14 protein-coding genes are annotated in these 14,549 nt (G+C 55.9%); 11 read left to right on the top strand and 3 right to left on the bottom strand.

Features of this window, described 5'->3' with window-relative positions:
* The first annotated feature begins 85 nt into the window (after positions 1-85).
* The gene (locus DXB00_RS07225; protein ID WP_118729945.1) at positions 86-1,384 is read left to right on the top strand and encodes a sedoheptulokinase; all 1,299 of its coding nucleotides are present in this window, start codon (positions 86-88) and stop codon (positions 1,382-1,384) included.
* A gap of 137 nt (positions 1,385-1,521) precedes the next feature.
* Entirely contained in the window at positions 1,522-2,166 is a 645-nt protein-coding gene (locus DXB00_RS07220; RefSeq protein ID WP_118729946.1) for a CatA-like O-acetyltransferase, read from the top strand.
* A gap of 45 nt (positions 2,167-2,211) precedes the next feature.
* On the opposite strand, the gene DXB00_RS07215 is transcribed toward DXB00_RS07220, so the two are convergent.
* The 3 genes from DXB00_RS07215 to DXB00_RS07205 all read right to left on the bottom strand — a co-directional run bounded on the left by DXB00_RS07215 (position 2,212) and on the right by DXB00_RS07205 (position 5,455).
* A complete protein-coding gene (locus DXB00_RS07215) occupies positions 2,212-2,646 on the bottom strand; it encodes a hypothetical protein (RefSeq protein WP_118729947.1) in 435 nt (144 codons plus the stop codon).
* Positions 2,647-2,663: 17 nt separating this feature from the next.
* The gene (locus DXB00_RS07210) at positions 2,664-3,746 is read right to left on the bottom strand and encodes a GGDEF domain-containing protein (RefSeq protein ID WP_118729948.1); all 1,083 of its coding nucleotides are present in this window, start codon (positions 3,744-3,746) and stop codon (positions 2,664-2,666) included.
* 203 nt (positions 3,747-3,949) lie between these two features.
* Positions 3,950-5,455 (bottom strand): Y-family DNA polymerase, encoded by a 1,506-nt coding sequence (locus DXB00_RS07205; protein WP_118729949.1) that lies wholly within the window; start codon positions 5,453-5,455, stop codon positions 3,950-3,952.
* Positions 5,456-5,834: 379 nt separating this feature from the next.
* Between DXB00_RS07205 and yedF the strand changes: the two genes are divergently transcribed.
* From yedF to DXB00_RS07160, 9 genes are all read left to right on the top strand, one after another.
* Complete coding sequence (yedF, locus tag DXB00_RS07200; RefSeq protein WP_118729950.1) at positions 5,835-6,446, top strand: sulfurtransferase-like selenium metabolism protein YedF; 612 nt, start codon at positions 5,835-5,837, stop codon at positions 6,444-6,446.
* The gene (locus tag DXB00_RS07195; protein WP_118729951.1) at positions 6,446-6,688 is read left to right on the top strand and encodes a DUF3343 domain-containing protein; all 243 of its coding nucleotides are present in this window, start codon (positions 6,446-6,448) and stop codon (positions 6,686-6,688) included. Before yedF ends, DXB00_RS07195 begins: the two co-directional genes overlap by 1 nt.
* Before the next feature lie 11 nt (positions 6,689-6,699).
* Positions 6,700-7,833 carry an aminotransferase class V-fold PLP-dependent enzyme gene (locus DXB00_RS07190; protein WP_118729952.1) on the top strand — a complete coding sequence of 378 codons (1,134 nt, stop codon included), beginning with the start codon at positions 6,700-6,702 and terminating at the stop codon, positions 7,831-7,833.
* Between the two features lie 30 nt (positions 7,834-7,863).
* Entirely contained in the window at positions 7,864-8,424 is a 561-nt protein-coding gene (locus DXB00_RS07185; RefSeq protein ID WP_118729953.1) for an alpha/beta hydrolase, read from the top strand.
* 69 nt (positions 8,425-8,493) lie between these two features.
* Positions 8,494-9,951 (top strand): amino acid adenylation domain-containing protein, encoded by a 1,458-nt coding sequence (locus tag DXB00_RS07180; RefSeq protein ID WP_158581272.1) that lies wholly within the window; start codon positions 8,494-8,496, stop codon positions 9,949-9,951.
* Between the two features lie 48 nt (positions 9,952-9,999).
* Positions 10,000-10,776: a GNAT family N-acetyltransferase gene (locus DXB00_RS07175; RefSeq protein WP_119214705.1), complete on the top strand. Its 777-nt coding sequence runs from the start codon at positions 10,000-10,002 to the stop codon at positions 10,774-10,776.
* Positions 10,777-10,825: 49 nt separating this feature from the next.
* Positions 10,826-11,017 (top strand): acyl carrier protein, encoded by a 192-nt coding sequence (locus tag DXB00_RS18155; protein WP_442861363.1) that lies wholly within the window; start codon positions 10,826-10,828, stop codon positions 11,015-11,017.
* Positions 11,017-12,558, top strand: a complete 1,542-nt coding sequence (locus DXB00_RS07165) for an MBOAT family O-acyltransferase (protein WP_119214704.1) — start codon at positions 11,017-11,019, stop codon at positions 12,556-12,558. The genes DXB00_RS18155 and DXB00_RS07165 overlap by 1 nt, the downstream gene beginning before the upstream one ends.
* A gap of 11 nt (positions 12,559-12,569) precedes the next feature.
* Complete coding sequence (locus DXB00_RS07160; RefSeq protein ID WP_118729957.1) at positions 12,570-14,423, top strand: polysaccharide deacetylase family protein; 1,854 nt, start codon at positions 12,570-12,572, stop codon at positions 14,421-14,423.
* Positions 14,424-14,549: the final 126 nt, after the last annotated feature.

The raw sequence follows: 14,549 nt of genomic DNA, 5'->3' as shown, positions 1-14,549 counted from the left end.
ACAAATTTGTGCGCAATTTCTTTTCATACACGCTCCGCTGTGCTATACTGCTGACAGAACCATCAGGCGAACCGAGGGACCCAGCATGAAAACATTAGGCATTGACATCGGCACCACAACAATCAGCGCGGCTGTGCTCGAGGACGAGCAGTTCCTCGCCAGCGAAACGCGGGCAAACAGTGCCTTTATTCCGTCTGCGCTGGCGTGCGCACGCGAGCAAGACGTGGAAAAGATCACGCAAACCGCACTATCTGTCGTGCAAATGCTGTTTGAACGCTATCCGGATATTCATTCCATCGGCGTAACTGGGCAAATGCACGGCATTCTGTATGTGGATGCGGACGGTAATGCCGTCAGTCCGCTGTACACCTGGCAGGACGCACGCGGCAGCCTGCCGCACAGCAAAACCGAAAGCTGGGTGCAGTATCTCACGCGCGTGACCGGATACCTTGCCGCGGCAGGCTATGGTCTGGTAACGCACGCGTACAACCTTGCCGCCGGACTTGTGCCGCCCGCCGCCGTCACCTGCTGCACCATCGGTGACTACCTTGCCATGCGGCTGTGCGGATTGGCTGCGCCGCGCATGGATGCCAGCAACGCCGCAAGCATCGGCTTCTTCGACGCGGAACGCTGTGCTTTCGACCAAAACGCTCTGCAAAAAGCCGGTATCGCCCCGAGCTTTGTCCCGCAGCTTGCTGCTGAACCGGTAATCGGGTACTTCCGGAATGCGGCTGTCTGTGCCGCCATCGGTGACAATCAAGCCAGCTTTCTGCGCTCGGTGCGCGACAAAACCGCTGAAATGCTCGTGAATGTCGGCACCGGCAGTCAGTTTTCCGTGTTTACGCCGCACTATCTGCAGGCAGACGGCTTAGAGACCCGTCCCATGCCGGGCGGCGGCTATCTTCTGGCCGGTGCTTCGCTGTGCGGCGGACGCGCTTACGCGCTGCTCGAGCAGTTTTTCCGCTCCACCGCGTCCATGCTCGGCACGGAAGTGCACAGCTGCTACGACGCAATGGCGCGTCTGCTGGATGAAAATCCGCGTCCGGATGATGTGCCTGCCATCTGCACCCTGTTTGAAGGCACGCGTGCGGACAGCAGCCTGACCGGCAGTATTTCCGGTCTTACAACGCATAATTTCACGCCTTTACACCTGATTTACGGCGTGATGGACGGCATGGCCGACGAGCTGCACCGCATGTACACCGCATATCGGCAGGCCGGCGGTACGCCGAAAAGGCTGATCGGCTCGGGCAACGGTCTGCGGCAGAACCGGTATCTGCAGCAGCGCTTTGAGACTGCCTTCGGCTGTCCGCTCACGCTGTCCGATGGCCGTGAGGAAGCTGCCGCAGGCGCGGCACAGTTCGCTGCGGAGCAGCAGATTTGACAGCAGCAAGATTATTGAACAAGTCGTATCATCAATATTTTGAATTTCGCGCGTTAGTGCGCATGAATAGCATTTGCTTTGCAAATGCCAAAAAAGTCAGGGCGTGTATCTGCAGGGTTCGGAAAGGATGGAACGCTATGCAAGCCTTCAAAAAAGTCGATATGGAAAGCTGGCCTCGCCGTGAGCACTACCGCTACTATACCGAGGCTCTCAAGGTTGAATTCAATATGACGGCGCCGGTGGATGTGCAAAACCTGCTCCGTTTCTGTCATGCACACGGCTGTAAATTCTACGCAGCGGCGATTTACTGCGTCACCAAGGCGCTGGGCCGCATCGAGAACTTCCGCATGTTCAAAAACGCGGACGGCGAACTCTGTGTCTGGGATAAAATCGTGCCGAATTTCACGTTCTTTCATCCGGATGACTGCACATTTTCCGACTGCTGGACGGACTTTTCCGAGGATTTCCCCACGTTTTACAACGCCATTACCGCAGATATGCAGACCTACAAGGATGTCAAGGGCATCAAGACCAAGCCGAACCAGCCTGCGAATTTCTACTGCGTATCCTGTACGCCGTGGACGGCGTTTACCGGCTGCGGCAGCCGCGTCGCGGACGGACAGCCTGCATACTTCCCCATCGTTGTCATGGGAAGGTATGAAAAATGCGGCGGCAAGGTCAATATGCCGGTCAATATCACCATCGCACATGCGGTAGCAGATGGATACCACGCAGGCCTGTTCTTCCGGTATCTGCAGGAAGAACTCGATTCCTTGCGCTAACTATACAAAAATCCACGCTCTTCTTTGTGAAGAGCGTGGATTTTCTTATTCATTCTGTCCAAATATTGCCCCGTCCAGCATCAGCACATCCTCCATCGGAATCACCGTGCCGTCTGTCAGGGTCAGCCGCCGCGCGAATTCATCCGCCTTTTTGACCACACCGGAAACTGTGCGGTATGCACCGCCGGATTTGCGTTCATCCGGCACAAAATAGGTGATCTCCACCTCGGGTTCTGTATCGAGCACGGAAAGCAGCAGCCGATACCGCTCGTTAAGTGCGGTCAGCATGGTCTCGTCCAGCTCGATTTTACGGTCGGTCAGCCGCGCTGTCTCACGGATAACACCGGCATATCCGGTCAGCGCCGCAAACGGTGAAAACTGCGCCGCACGGTCGCTTATGGGCATCTGCGGACGGGTTGAGGAGACATGATGCGGCAGATTCATAATCCCGGCGTATTTTCGATTGTCTATTACGGACATGCTTCACCTGCTTTCTTCTATTGCGTTTCGTCCAGAAAAATCCACAGCAGCTCATGTACGTCTGCGGAACTCCGGTCGGCCATGGTGATTTTGAGATGTACCCGGCTGCCGTCCCGTATCTGATAGGTCATCTTCAGCGAACCATGCGCCGCAATCTGCTCCTCTATATAGCTGTAATCCAGCAGCTTTGCAAATTCGTCATGATACTCCGGGTGGACCAGTTCGCGGCAGTACTCACGCACGGAAGACATAAACGCATGATGATTATTCTCCAGCATGGTCTTAAAATATGACGGAACATAGATATACCGACAGGTATCCTGCTTGATATTGACCATGTACACTCCCCTGTAAAGCGGTGCGATCGCCTGCAGAAAACGGGTGACATCCCGCTTTTTGATGAGCAGCTGCTTCAGCTTATCGTCGATGATACGCATTTGACGGATACCGCCGTTATTGCGGTAAAACTCCATTTTGTCATGCCGCATGGCCGTTTCAGCCTGATTGACCGTCTCGTTCAGCGTCTGTCTGTCCGTGCTCTCAGATACGCCGACCGAGACCTCATACCCCATCTCACGGATTGTGCCGCAGAACGCCGCAAGGCTTTCTGCAAGCTCCTCCGGCTGACGCGCCGGACACAGCAGGACAAACTCGTCACCGCCAATACGATACGCGCAGTCATCCGGGAAATACTTTCGAATCCCGTCCGCAATCGAGCACAGCATGTGGTCTCCGGCCTCATGTCCCAAGTGGTTGTTGATCTCATGCAGGCCGACGGCATCCATATAAATGCAGGTCAGCCGCGCATAATTCGCCAGCTGAAAGACCTTGAGGTCGTGCTCGTACTTGCAGCGCGTGTACAAATGGGTCAGCACATCATGATTATAGTAGTCCTCGGAATGGTCGGCTGTATGGTGCGACAGCTGCAGTTCCTCTTCACCGAGCACGATGGGCTGACCGTTCTCACCGTTCTTGAGTGAAAGCGTGATTTCCATATTTTCATCCAGAATCATATCATCCGGATATCGTTTTTCCAAATATTCCGCTACCAGACGCAGGACATTTCCGGCGTGATAGCCTTTTTCGCAGATAATTTTCATTAGCTTCTCCGTATGCAGCTGCCTTGCGGCTTCGCAATCCTTCCAGAAAAGATATATTTCCCATATTATTATGAATATATTATATTTCCTTTGATTGCCATATACAAGGATGACTGCCTGAAATGTCGAATTTTCGACACAGAACGTCCGTGAAGAGGCAGAATCAGGCAATATATTTACATTGCCTTAGCATGTTTTTCCGATTATGCGTTATGCCCGCCGATTTTTCCGTTTCGCTCGATGGCAGTCGCGCCTTTCTCGAGGTTCATGCCCTTAAGCAGCGCGTTTTTGCCGTATTTGCCCTTGATGGCAAGCGCCGCCTGCTGCAGCTTTCGCTCCCGCTCGAGTGCGGTCTGCTCTGCCCTCCGGCGCTCCTGCTCGGCAGCATAGTCGGTAAACAGGTCAAGCTGCTCACACCGAGCCGGCTGGGGCGCGTCAGATTCCGGAAGGATGTGATCTGCCACCAGATACATGCGCCGGATGAGCAGATTCGGGTCGATAATACGGTCGAACAGCGTGGTCGCTGCGTCCATGAGCTTTCGCGTAGACGAGGTCAGTTCTCCGAGACTCTGCGTGCCGTGTGCAGATTTTGGAAGCGTGCGCCCGTAGCGATCGGTCTCGGTCTTGCCGTGGTAGTTAATCCGCCGTGCCGGATCGTTCAGGTTATCAATATCGTATCCGACGGTCAGCACAAGCCGGTCGGTGACAAAGCCCTTGCTCACCAGATCGAGTACCAGCTGATCCGCCATTTCGCGGACAACCAGACGTGCCTTGTCCGCTGTATACGGACACGCGAGCACCTGCCCGGTGCTGATGCTGTTGGTGCTCGGCTTGTAGGCTTTGATATCTGCGACCGTGCACGGCTCCCATCCCCACGCATGGTCGATGAGCAGCTCCGCGTTTTTGCCGAACAACTTATACAGCAGATCCTCGCTTTTCTCCGAGCACAGCGCGATATCGCCCATGGTGCACATGCCGTACTGCTCGAGCTTTTTCGCGGTGCCGCGTCCCACGCGCCAGAAATCAGTGAGCGGCTGATGTGACCACAGTTCATGCCGGAATCTGCGCTCGTCCAGCTCGGCGATACGCACGCCGTCGCGGTCGGCGGGAACGTGCTTAGCAACAATATCCATCGCCACCTTGCAAAGAAACAGGTTGGTGCCGATGCCTGCTGTGGCCGTGATGCCGGTGGTGTTCAGCACATCGAGAATGATTTTCCGTGCCAGCTCACGCGCGGTCAGGCCGTAGGTCTGAAGATAGCCGGTCACGTCCATGAACACCTCGTCGATCGAGTACACAACCATGTCCTCCGGTGCGACATATTTCATATAAATGGCATAAATCCGGCTGCTGTACGCCATATAATTCGCCATATGCGGCGGTGCGATGATGAAATTCATCGCAAGAGACGGGTTTTCCCGCAGTTCCGCAGCAGAGTAAGACGCGCCGGTGAATGTATGCCCGGGCGCACGGCGCTGCCGCTCGGCATTGACCTGCTTAACGCGCTGACGTACCTCAAACAGCCGTCCGCGGCCGGAAATGCCGTAGCTTTTCAGCGACGGCGTGACTGCCAGACAGATGGTCTTGTCCGTGCGGGTCTCGTCCGCGACAACAAGGTGCGTGTCGAGCGGATCGAGGTCACGCTCCCGGCACTCCACGGAGGCATAAAAGGATTTCAGGTCGATGGCAAGGTAGGTGTGGGATCGCATGGTTATGCCTCCTTTCTGCGTGTCAGTCAATCAGATAACGATTTTGTATCAGATATCGGATATTCGGGTTATCCATAGATAATGTTCCGGTAACACAGTTCAAATAAGCAAGTAATATCTGTAAATGTGTTCTATATAAGGTTACGAATAGATAATTATCATTTAAGGCAATACCGCATAATTGAACAAAAGCGATTTGCGAATAAATTTTGCGTACTTTTGTAAAATACATTATAATTTTACCCTTTTTAAGAGAGCACCGTCAAGAAAAACCGTCCTCTCATCCCAGTATTCCACAATCCTATGGATAAATTATGGTTTTCAGTGATTTATTGTGCTATACTATCCACAGAACATCCCCAAAAGGAGGAACTTTATTATGGTACAAGTGAATGCGCTCGGTGACGCATGTCCGATTCCGGTCATCAAAACGCTGCACGCGCTGCAGGATTTGAAAGGTGCGGGCACGGTTCAGACGCTGGTAGATAACGAAATTGCGGTGCAGAACCTGACCCGCCTTGCGGAGAGCAAGGGCTGCTCGATCACGACCGAAAAACGCTCGGACAAGGAATTCTGCGTGACGATCACGACTGAAAATTCCATCGGCAAGGCAGAAGCCGATGAGCAGATTGCCTGCACCGTACCGGCGGCGCAGAAAAAGACGGTCGTTGTCATTTCCGCCGACCATATGGGCGATGGCGATGAGGAGCTGGGCCGCATTCTCATCAAGGGCTTTATTTTTGCGCTCACCCAGCAGGAGCACCTGCCGAGCACGATTCTGTTCTACAACGGCGGCGCACGCCTGACCTGCGAAGACTCGGCATCGCTCGAGGATCTGAAAAACCTGGCATCGCTCGGTGTGGAGATTCTGACCTGCGGTACCTGTCTCAACCACTATGGCCTGACCGACAAGCTGGCAGTTGGTGACGTGACCAACATGTATGTCATCACAGAGAAGCAGATGCAGGCCGACCTCATTCTGCGCCCGTGATGCGGCGCAAACGGCCGTTTGCGGTCATCGCGTTCGCGTCCACCGAGCAGGCACTCGCGGCAGAAGCCATGTTCACGCAGCGCGGTCTGCCCGGACGTATGATCCCGATTCCCTCTCAGGTGAGCGCAGGCTGCGGACTGGCATGGAAGGCCGAAACAAGTGAGGAACAGGTGCTCCTCGACACTCTGCATGAAACCGGCATCGGATTCGAGACACATGCTCTCGTCGAACTGTTCGACTGACGGAGGAAATCATGATTTATCTGGATAACGCAGCGACCACGCTGCACAAGCCGCCTGAAGTCGCAGAGGCGGTCAAAAACGCCATTCTTACCGCAGGAAATGCATCGCGCGGCGCACACGGCGTGTCGCTTTCCGCGTCACGCATGGTGTTCGAAACGCGGAGCAAGCTGGCGAAGCTGTTCGGCTGTCCGCGTGCGGACCATGTTGTGTTCACCGCGAACTCCACCGAGGCGCTGAATATTGCACTCTACGGTCTGTTTTCGTCCGGTGATCACGTCATTTCGACTGATTTGGAACACAATTCCGTGCTCCGTCCGCTGTATGATCTGCAGATGCGCGGCGTATCGGTAGATTTTGTACCGGCGGACCGTCAGGGCAATATCCGCTATGAGGATATGGAAACGCTCTTTCGACCGGAAACCAAGGCCGTTGTCTGCACGCATGCATCCAATCTGACCGGAAACCTGCTCGATATCGCCAAAATCGGTACAATGGCGCACGAACACGGTGCCCTTCTGGTTGTCGATGCATCGCAGACGGCAGGCGCGGTGCCAATCAACATGCAGCGCATGAACATTGACGTGCTCTGCTTCACCGGCCACAAGGGCCTGATGGGTCCGCAGGGAACCGGCGGTCTGTGCATCCGACCGGGCGTAGAGCTTCGGCCGCTGCTCCGCGGCGGCACCGGCATTCACTCCTACGACCGCGAACAGCCGCAGGCGTATCCTGCACGGCTCGAGGCGGGCACGCTCAATACGCACGGCATCGCCGGACTGCATGCCGCGCTGAAATTTATCGAAAAAGCCGATGTTTCGGCTATTGGAGCACACGAACGCGCACTCATGCGGCGGTTTTACGACGGTGTGAAGGGCATTGACGGCGTGACCGTCTACGGCAATTTCTCCCGGCCGGAACGCGCAGCTGTCGTGGCACTTAACATCCGCGATTATGACTCCGCCGAGGTCGCGGACGCGCTGTTTGCCGATTATGACATCGCCACACGCGCCGGTGCACACTGTGCGCCGCGCATGCACGAGGCGCTCGGCACCGTGCAGCAGGGCGCGGTTCGCTTCAGCTTTTCGTATTTTAACACGGAAAATGAGGTCGATACCGCAATTGCCGCCGTGCGGGAGCTGGCGGAGTAATCCTGCATTTTCCCCAAAGGAGCCTTACCTATGAGCAACCAGCTTGCCGTGCTGTTCCCCGGCATCGGCTACCATATCGACAAACCGCTGCTGTATTACAGCGCAAAACTTGCACGCGCACGCGGCTGTTACCTGCTCGCGGTGCAGTATCCCGCTCTGCCGACCGGTTTAAGAGGTCACACCGAAAAAATCGAACAAGCTGTGCAGACCGCGCTTTCTGCCGCAGAGGAACAGCTTACCGCCATCGACTGGACCGCTTACGACCGCGTTTTCTTCCTCTCGAAAAGCATCGGCACTGCGATTGCCGCACGCTACGCCGTCCGGCAGGGCATTCATCCGCGGCAGGTGTACTACACACCGATTGAGCAAGCCCTGCCCTATCTCGACCCGACCGGCATTGCCTTTCACGGCACCGCCGATCCGTGGGCGGATACCGAGATAATCACGGACGGCTGCCGGAAAATCGGCATTCCGCTCTATCTGACCGAAAACGCCAACCACTCAATGGAAACCGGCGACGTTCTGCGGGATATTACCGTTCTGCATACCATCCTGCAGCAGACTGCAGAATGGATGGATTCTCCGGCGTGACCGCCGTTTTCCGTTTACTTTTTCCGCCCTCTATGATAAAATAGACTATCATAATGAGGAAGTATGTCTATGAGAAAAAATGTACTCGAATATTTGGAATCCTCTGCCCGAATGCACGCGGACAAGCCTGCGTTCTGCGATGAGAACCGCGTGTTCACCTTCGGCGAGCTGCTGAAGGCCGCACAGGGTCTGGGCACCCACCTTGCCAAAACCGTCGATACGCTGCACAAGCCGGTCGCGGTTTTGATCGGCCGCACGGCCGAAAGCGTTGCCGCGATGCAGGGTGTGCTGTATGCGGGCGGCTGTTACGTTCCGATCGACGACCACATGCCGGAAGCGCGTATCCGCCGTATTTTCGAGCAGGTCCATCCTGTTGCCATCGTCTACGCCGAGGGCAACCGCAGGCAGGCTGAGCCGCTTGCCGACTGTGCCCCGCTCATCTCGATGGACGAGGGCTTTGCAGCACCGGCTGACGCAAACCTGCTGCAGTCCATCCGTGAGAGCGTACTGGATATCGACCCGGTTTACCTGCTGTTCACCTCGGGTTCGACCGGTGCGCCGAAGGGAATCGTCATTCCGCACCGTGCGGTCATCGACTTCACCGACTGGATGAGCGAGTTCTGCGGCTACACCGAGCATGATATTTTCGGCAATCAGGCGCCGTTTTACTTTGATCTTTCGTGCAAGGATCTGTACCAGACCCTTTCGCTCGGTGCAACCTGCCATATTTTCTCGAAAAAGCTGTTTACCTTCCCGATGCTGCTGCTCAAGGAGATGGAGCGTGTCGGCGTGACCGCCATCAACTGGGCGACCAGCGCGTTCCACTTTGTGGCAAGCTCGGGTGCACTGAGCAAGTGCGCGCCGCCCACGCTGCGCAAAGCCGCTCTCGGCGGTGAAGCGCTGCAGGCGCGCTATGTGAACGCGTGGAAGGCCGCGATTCCGGGTCTCGAGGTTGTCAATATGTACGGACCGACCGAGACCACCGTGGACTGTGCCGCATTCCATCTCACCCGCGACTACCGCGACGATGAAGCCATTCCGATCGGCAAAGCCTGCCGCAACATGCAGATTATACTGCTCGACAAGGACGGCAAGCCCGTTCCGGACGGCGAGGCCGGCGAGATCTGCGTGCGCGGCAGCGGACTGGCCAGCGGCTACTTCGGCAACTGGGAAAAGACGAACGAATGCTTCATCCAAAACCCGACAAACCCGTATTTCCGCGATATTCTGTACCGCACAGGCGATATTGCCGTCAAGAAGGACGACGGTCTGCTGTATTTCCTGTCGCGGCAGGACGGACAGATCAAGCACATGGGCTACCGCATCGAGCTTGGCGAAATCGAGACCGCGCTGCACAGCGTGGACGGCATCGCGGCCGCAGCCTGCCTGTTTGACCGCAGCCGCGACCGCATCCTCTGCATCTACGAGGCGAGCCGGACGCCGCGGCACTCGCGCGTGCCATGCGCAGGCTGGTGCCCAAGTATATGCTGCCCAACATCTACGAAAAGCTGGACGCACTGCCGATGAACGCCAACGGCAAGATCGACCGTGTCAAGCTGAAGGAGCAATTTATCCATGCGGAAGATTGAGAATTTCGCACAGATTTCCGATCTGCTGAACGCACAGCTCAAGCGCGGTGTCCTCACCAACAACTTTCTGCGCGGTGAGGACTACACGCGCGAAATCGCAAACGGACTGTACATCCACGAGGCAGACGGCGCACTGCTGCTGTTCCGCGAACGCGGCGACCACCTTGTGATGACGTTTTATCTGCACCCGAACGCGGTGCTTTCCCTGCCGGAGACGGACAGACCGGTTGTGACCGAGCTGTCCTGCCGCGCGAAAGACGCGGAGGTCATGGCTAATGCCGCCGAGCCGTTCTGTGCCCTCGGTTTTCGTCAGGTGCTGCGCCGCACGCGGCGCACCCGCAAACCGGAAGCATTTCCGGCGGAAACAACCGCAGTTCCTGCAAAGCCGGAGGATTTCGAGGATGTTTCCCACTTTTTAAGTGAGCACTTCTCCGCTCTCACCGGCTGTCTGCCGACTGCGGACGATCTGCGTGAAAACCTCGCAACCGGCCACACCGTTATCACCCGGGACGAACAGGGCGTTTCCGGCGTGCTGCATTTTGCGGTTTCCCGCGTCTCGACCGAGATTCGGCACCTTGCCGTGCGTGCGGACTGCCGCGGACGCGGACTTGCATGTGAACTGCTCACCGCCTACCTGAATGTGACAGACGGCGCAAAAAGTCAGGTATGGGCGCGGACCGGCAATGCTCCGGCCGAGCATTTTTACGAACAACACGGCTACCGGCCCGACGGATGGACTTCCGCCGTGCTGCAATATAATTAAAGGAGAAATCGACCATGAGAGAAAAAATTATCGAAATTCTGAATGAGATCTGCCCCGCAACGACTTTGAGAACGAAACTGCCATCATCGACGACGGCATCATCGATTCCCTCGACATCGTAGCCGTTATTTCCGAGCTGATGGAGGAGTTTGACGTTCAGCTGGGTGTCAACGACCTGACGCCGGAGAACTTCAACTCGGTTGACGCCATCGTTGAACTGATCGAGAACGCGCAGGACTAATGGCTTTTACTTCCGCTTCATTTATCGTACTTACCATTGCGAGCGTGCTGCTCTACTACATCGTGCCGAAAAAGGCACAGTGGTGCATCCTGCTGCTGGCGAGTGCGGCGTTTTACATGGCCGGCTCGGTCAAGGCGTTTGCGTGGGTGGTTCTGGTGGCCGGAATGACCTGGGTAACCGGACTCATTCTCGGGTGCTATAACGCCATCAAGCCTGCCGACAAGGCGCAAAAGACCCAAATACAGCACAAAAAGAGGCAGATCGCGGTAATTTGCGCGGTCTGCTGTTTTGGCTTGCTCTACGCGATGAAATACTGGAATTTCACGCTCGAGCTGCTGCCGTCCGCGCTCGGCAATCACATTCCCCGATGGGATTTTGTCGTGCCGCTCGGTCTGTCGTTTTTCATTTTCCAGTCCATGAGCTACGTTATTGACGTGTACCGCGGCAAATATGCGCCCGAGCGCAATCCGCTGCGCTACGGTCTGTTCGTATCGTTCTTCCCGCAGATGGTGCAGGGACCGATCAGCCGTTTCGATCAGCTGGCGCCGCAGCTTACCGCAGAGCGCAAGCTGTGCTGGGACGACCTGCAGATCGGCATTCAGCTGGCGCTCTGGGGGTACTTCAAAAAAATCGTCATCGCCGACCGCGCGGCTGTTCTGGTAAACAACGTCATCATGGAGAACTGTCCCTACGGCGGTGCTGTCATTGCGCTCGGTATTCTGTTTTACTGCATTCAGCTGTACTGCGATTTTTCCGGCGGCATCGACATCACACGCGGCGTCGCGCGCATGTTCGGCATCGATATGACACTCAACTTCCGCCGACCGCTGTTTTCCACCTCGCTCACCGACTACTGGCGCCGCTGGCACATCACACTCGGTGCGTGGATGCGCGACTATGTGTTCTATCCTCTGGCGTTTTCCAAGCCGTTCGGCAAGCTCGGCAAGTGGGCGCGCAAGCATTTCAAGGGCATGATGGGCAAGATCTGTGCCACCTCGACCGCTACGTTTATCGTGTATTTGATCATCGGCATCTGGCACGGCGCCAACTTCCGCTACATTGCGTTCGGCCTGTGGAACGGTATCCTCATTACCGCTTCCCTGCTGATGGAGCGCCGCTTCCTTTCGTGGAAGGAAAAGCTGCACATCAACGACAAATCGACCGGCTGGCGCATCTTTATGACCGTCCGCACGTTCGGACTGGTGTTTATCGGCCGTTATTTCACCCGCGCACCGCGTCTCAAAACTGTATTCGCGCTGCTCGGCACAACCGTGCTGCATCCGCATTTCAGTGAGTTTTCGTCGGTTGTGCCGACGCTTGGATTGAGTATTTCCGACTTTATCATCATTTTTGTCGGCATTCTCATCGTCCACGGTGTGGAGTTCTTTGAGGAACGCGGCACCGATGTGCAGGCGTGGCTCAACGAGCGCCCGGCGCTCGTGCAGCTGACCGTGCTAACCGTTTCGCTCGTGGTCCTGCTGCTGTTCGGCATTTTCCGTGCCGGATACATCTCGTCCGAGTTCATCTACAAGCAATTTTAAGGAGGCAGAACATGAACGCAAAAAAATGGGTGCTTTCTCTGCCCGTTATCGCGCTGATTCTGGCCGTTCTGCTGGCCGGATTCAACTACGTCACCGACCCGTTCGGCGCATTCGGTGACCGATTTATGCAGTGGTTTTCGTATGACGAGACCAACAATCCGCGTGCGGCGAAGATCTCCTATCTCGAGCAGCACCATGACGAGTACGACTCGTATTTTCTCGGCTGCTCGTCCACCAGCTCGCTGCCGACCGAGTCGTTTAACGAGATGCTGAACGCCAGATTCTACAACATGATCATGTACGGCGCGGATATGAAGGACTGCGAAAAGATTGCAAACTACCTGATCGACAACTACACGGTCAAAAATCTGGTGCTGAATGTGTATCTGGACAACGGACTGACCTACGATGATGAGTCCAACAAGCTGACCCATAGTCTGCACTACAAAACCGACCCGGATATGTCCGCGCTGTCGTATTACTCGCGGTTTCTCCCCGCGGACCCGCGATACGGCTATCAGAAGCTGGTGAATAAGAGCAAGGACACGCTCATGCCGCAGTCGTTCGACGTATTCGACGAGCAGACCGGTGCGTATGACAAGCGCGTGCGTGATGTGGAGCCGATCGGCTCTACCGCGGATTATCTGAACGCCTATCCGGTATTCACCAATTATCCCAACCACGAGCCGTTGCACCTGTACAAGACCGAAGCCTGCATGCAGTCGGTGGCCGCAATCCGCAAGGTTTGTGAGGAAAACGGCGTCAATCTGATTGTGCTGACCGCTCCGGTGTACACCGACTATTACAAGAACTTTTACGACGAGGATATCACGAATTTCTACGAATCTCTTGCCAAAGTGACCGATTACTGGGATTTTTCGTCCTCGTCTGTCAGCAGCGAGCCGCGCTTCTTCTACGACAGCACGCACTTCCGTAACAACATTGGCGAGATGATGGCAACCCGCATTGCCGAGAAGGAGTATCCCGACTTTACGCCTGCTATCACCGCAATTCCATCGGATTTCGGCACTTATGTGACCTCTGACACGCCGCATGACTATTTCACGCAGCGTCCTGCACCGCGCACGGACGACGACACCGCCGTTCAGGTTCCGGTGCTAACGTGGCACCAGCTGACCGAGGAGGTGAGCGGCTCAGCTACCATTTCGCCGGAGACGTTCCGCAAACAGATTCAGGCGCTTTCCGATGCCGGCTGCAACACGATTTCGCTCGAGGAATTGCGTGATTACGTCTACAACGGTACGCCGCTGCCCGAAAAGCCGATTGTTCTCACGTTTGACGACGGCTATCTGAGCAACTACGAGGACGCATTCCCTGTCCTCAAGGAATACAACATGAAGGCGACCATTTTCGCCATCGGCGTTTCCATCGGCAAGGACACCTACAAGGATACCGACCACGCCATGACACCGCACTTCGGCGCGGCTGAAATGCAGGAAATGGTGGATTCCGGCCTGATTTCCATCCAGAGCCACACCTATGATATGCACCAGTGGCCGCCGTTCGAGGACGGAAACGACCGTGTTCGGGAAACACTCGCGCAGCTGCCCGGCGAAAGCGATGCGGACTATGAAGCCGCTGTCAGGGCTGACATCCAGCAGAGCCAGCAGGCCATCGAGCCGCTCACCGGTGAGAAGGTCAACGCGCTGTCCTATCCGGAAGGCGCATACGGCACGCTGACGATGGATGCGCTGCGCAGTCAGGGCATCGAGCTGACGTTCACCACCCAGCCGGGCGTGAATGCGGTCGTACAGGGTTTGCCGCAGACGCTGTACAGCATGCACCGCATTACCATGACGGAAGACACCAACATGGATGAATCCCTGGCGGAACTCGCAAAATAATATCTATGATATAGAAAACGCAGACTGAGAATATTCTCAGTCTGCGTTTTTTGTGAATAGAATTTTCCATTATCCATTCCGACTCGCTAAGAGCCGCCCTGTGGGCGGTTACTCGCCGGACGCCCA

The organism is Butyricicoccus sp. OF10-2, from assembly GCF_003481925.1.
Taxonomy (GTDB): domain Bacteria; phylum Bacillota; class Clostridia; order Oscillospirales; family Butyricicoccaceae; genus Agathobaculum; species Agathobaculum butyriciproducens.
This window is presented reverse-complemented; position numbering and strand designations above follow the sequence as displayed.

Excerpts from the sequence above, each read along its gene's own strand:
- DXB00_RS07175 (WP_119214705.1), top strand. The coding sequence starts at position 10,000 with ATGCGGAAGATTGAGAATTTCGCACAGATTTCCGATCTGCTGAACGCA.
- DXB00_RS07185 (WP_118729953.1), top strand. The coding sequence starts at position 7,864 with ATGAGCAACCAGCTTGCCGTGCTGTTCCCCGGCATCGGCTACCATATC.
- DXB00_RS07190 (WP_118729952.1), top strand. The coding sequence starts at position 6,700 with ATGATTTATCTGGATAACGCAGCGACCACGCTGCACAAGCCGCCTGAA.
- DXB00_RS07210 (WP_118729948.1), bottom strand. The coding sequence starts at position 3,746 with ATGAAAATTATCTGCGAAAAAGGCTATCACGCCGGAAATGTCCTGCGT.
- DXB00_RS07160 (WP_118729957.1), top strand. The coding sequence starts at position 12,570 with ATGAACGCAAAAAAATGGGTGCTTTCTCTGCCCGTTATCGCGCTGATT.
- DXB00_RS07225 (WP_118729945.1), top strand. The coding sequence starts at position 86 with ATGAAAACATTAGGCATTGACATCGGCACCACAACAATCAGCGCGGCT.
- DXB00_RS07205 (WP_118729949.1), bottom strand. The coding sequence starts at position 5,455 with ATGCGATCCCACACCTACCTTGCCATCGACCTGAAATCCTTTTATGCC.
- DXB00_RS07195 (WP_118729951.1), top strand. The coding sequence starts at position 6,446 with ATGCGGCGCAAACGGCCGTTTGCGGTCATCGCGTTCGCGTCCACCGAG.
- yedF (WP_118729950.1), top strand. The coding sequence starts at position 5,835 with ATGGTACAAGTGAATGCGCTCGGTGACGCATGTCCGATTCCGGTCATC.
- DXB00_RS07220 (WP_118729946.1), top strand. The coding sequence starts at position 1,522 with ATGCAAGCCTTCAAAAAAGTCGATATGGAAAGCTGGCCTCGCCGTGAG.
- DXB00_RS07165 (WP_119214704.1), top strand. The coding sequence starts at position 11,017 with ATGGCTTTTACTTCCGCTTCATTTATCGTACTTACCATTGCGAGCGTG.
- DXB00_RS07180 (WP_158581272.1), top strand. The coding sequence starts at position 8,494 with ATGAGAAAAAATGTACTCGAATATTTGGAATCCTCTGCCCGAATGCAC.
- DXB00_RS07215 (WP_118729947.1), bottom strand. The coding sequence starts at position 2,646 with ATGTCCGTAATAGACAATCGAAAATACGCCGGGATTATGAATCTGCCG.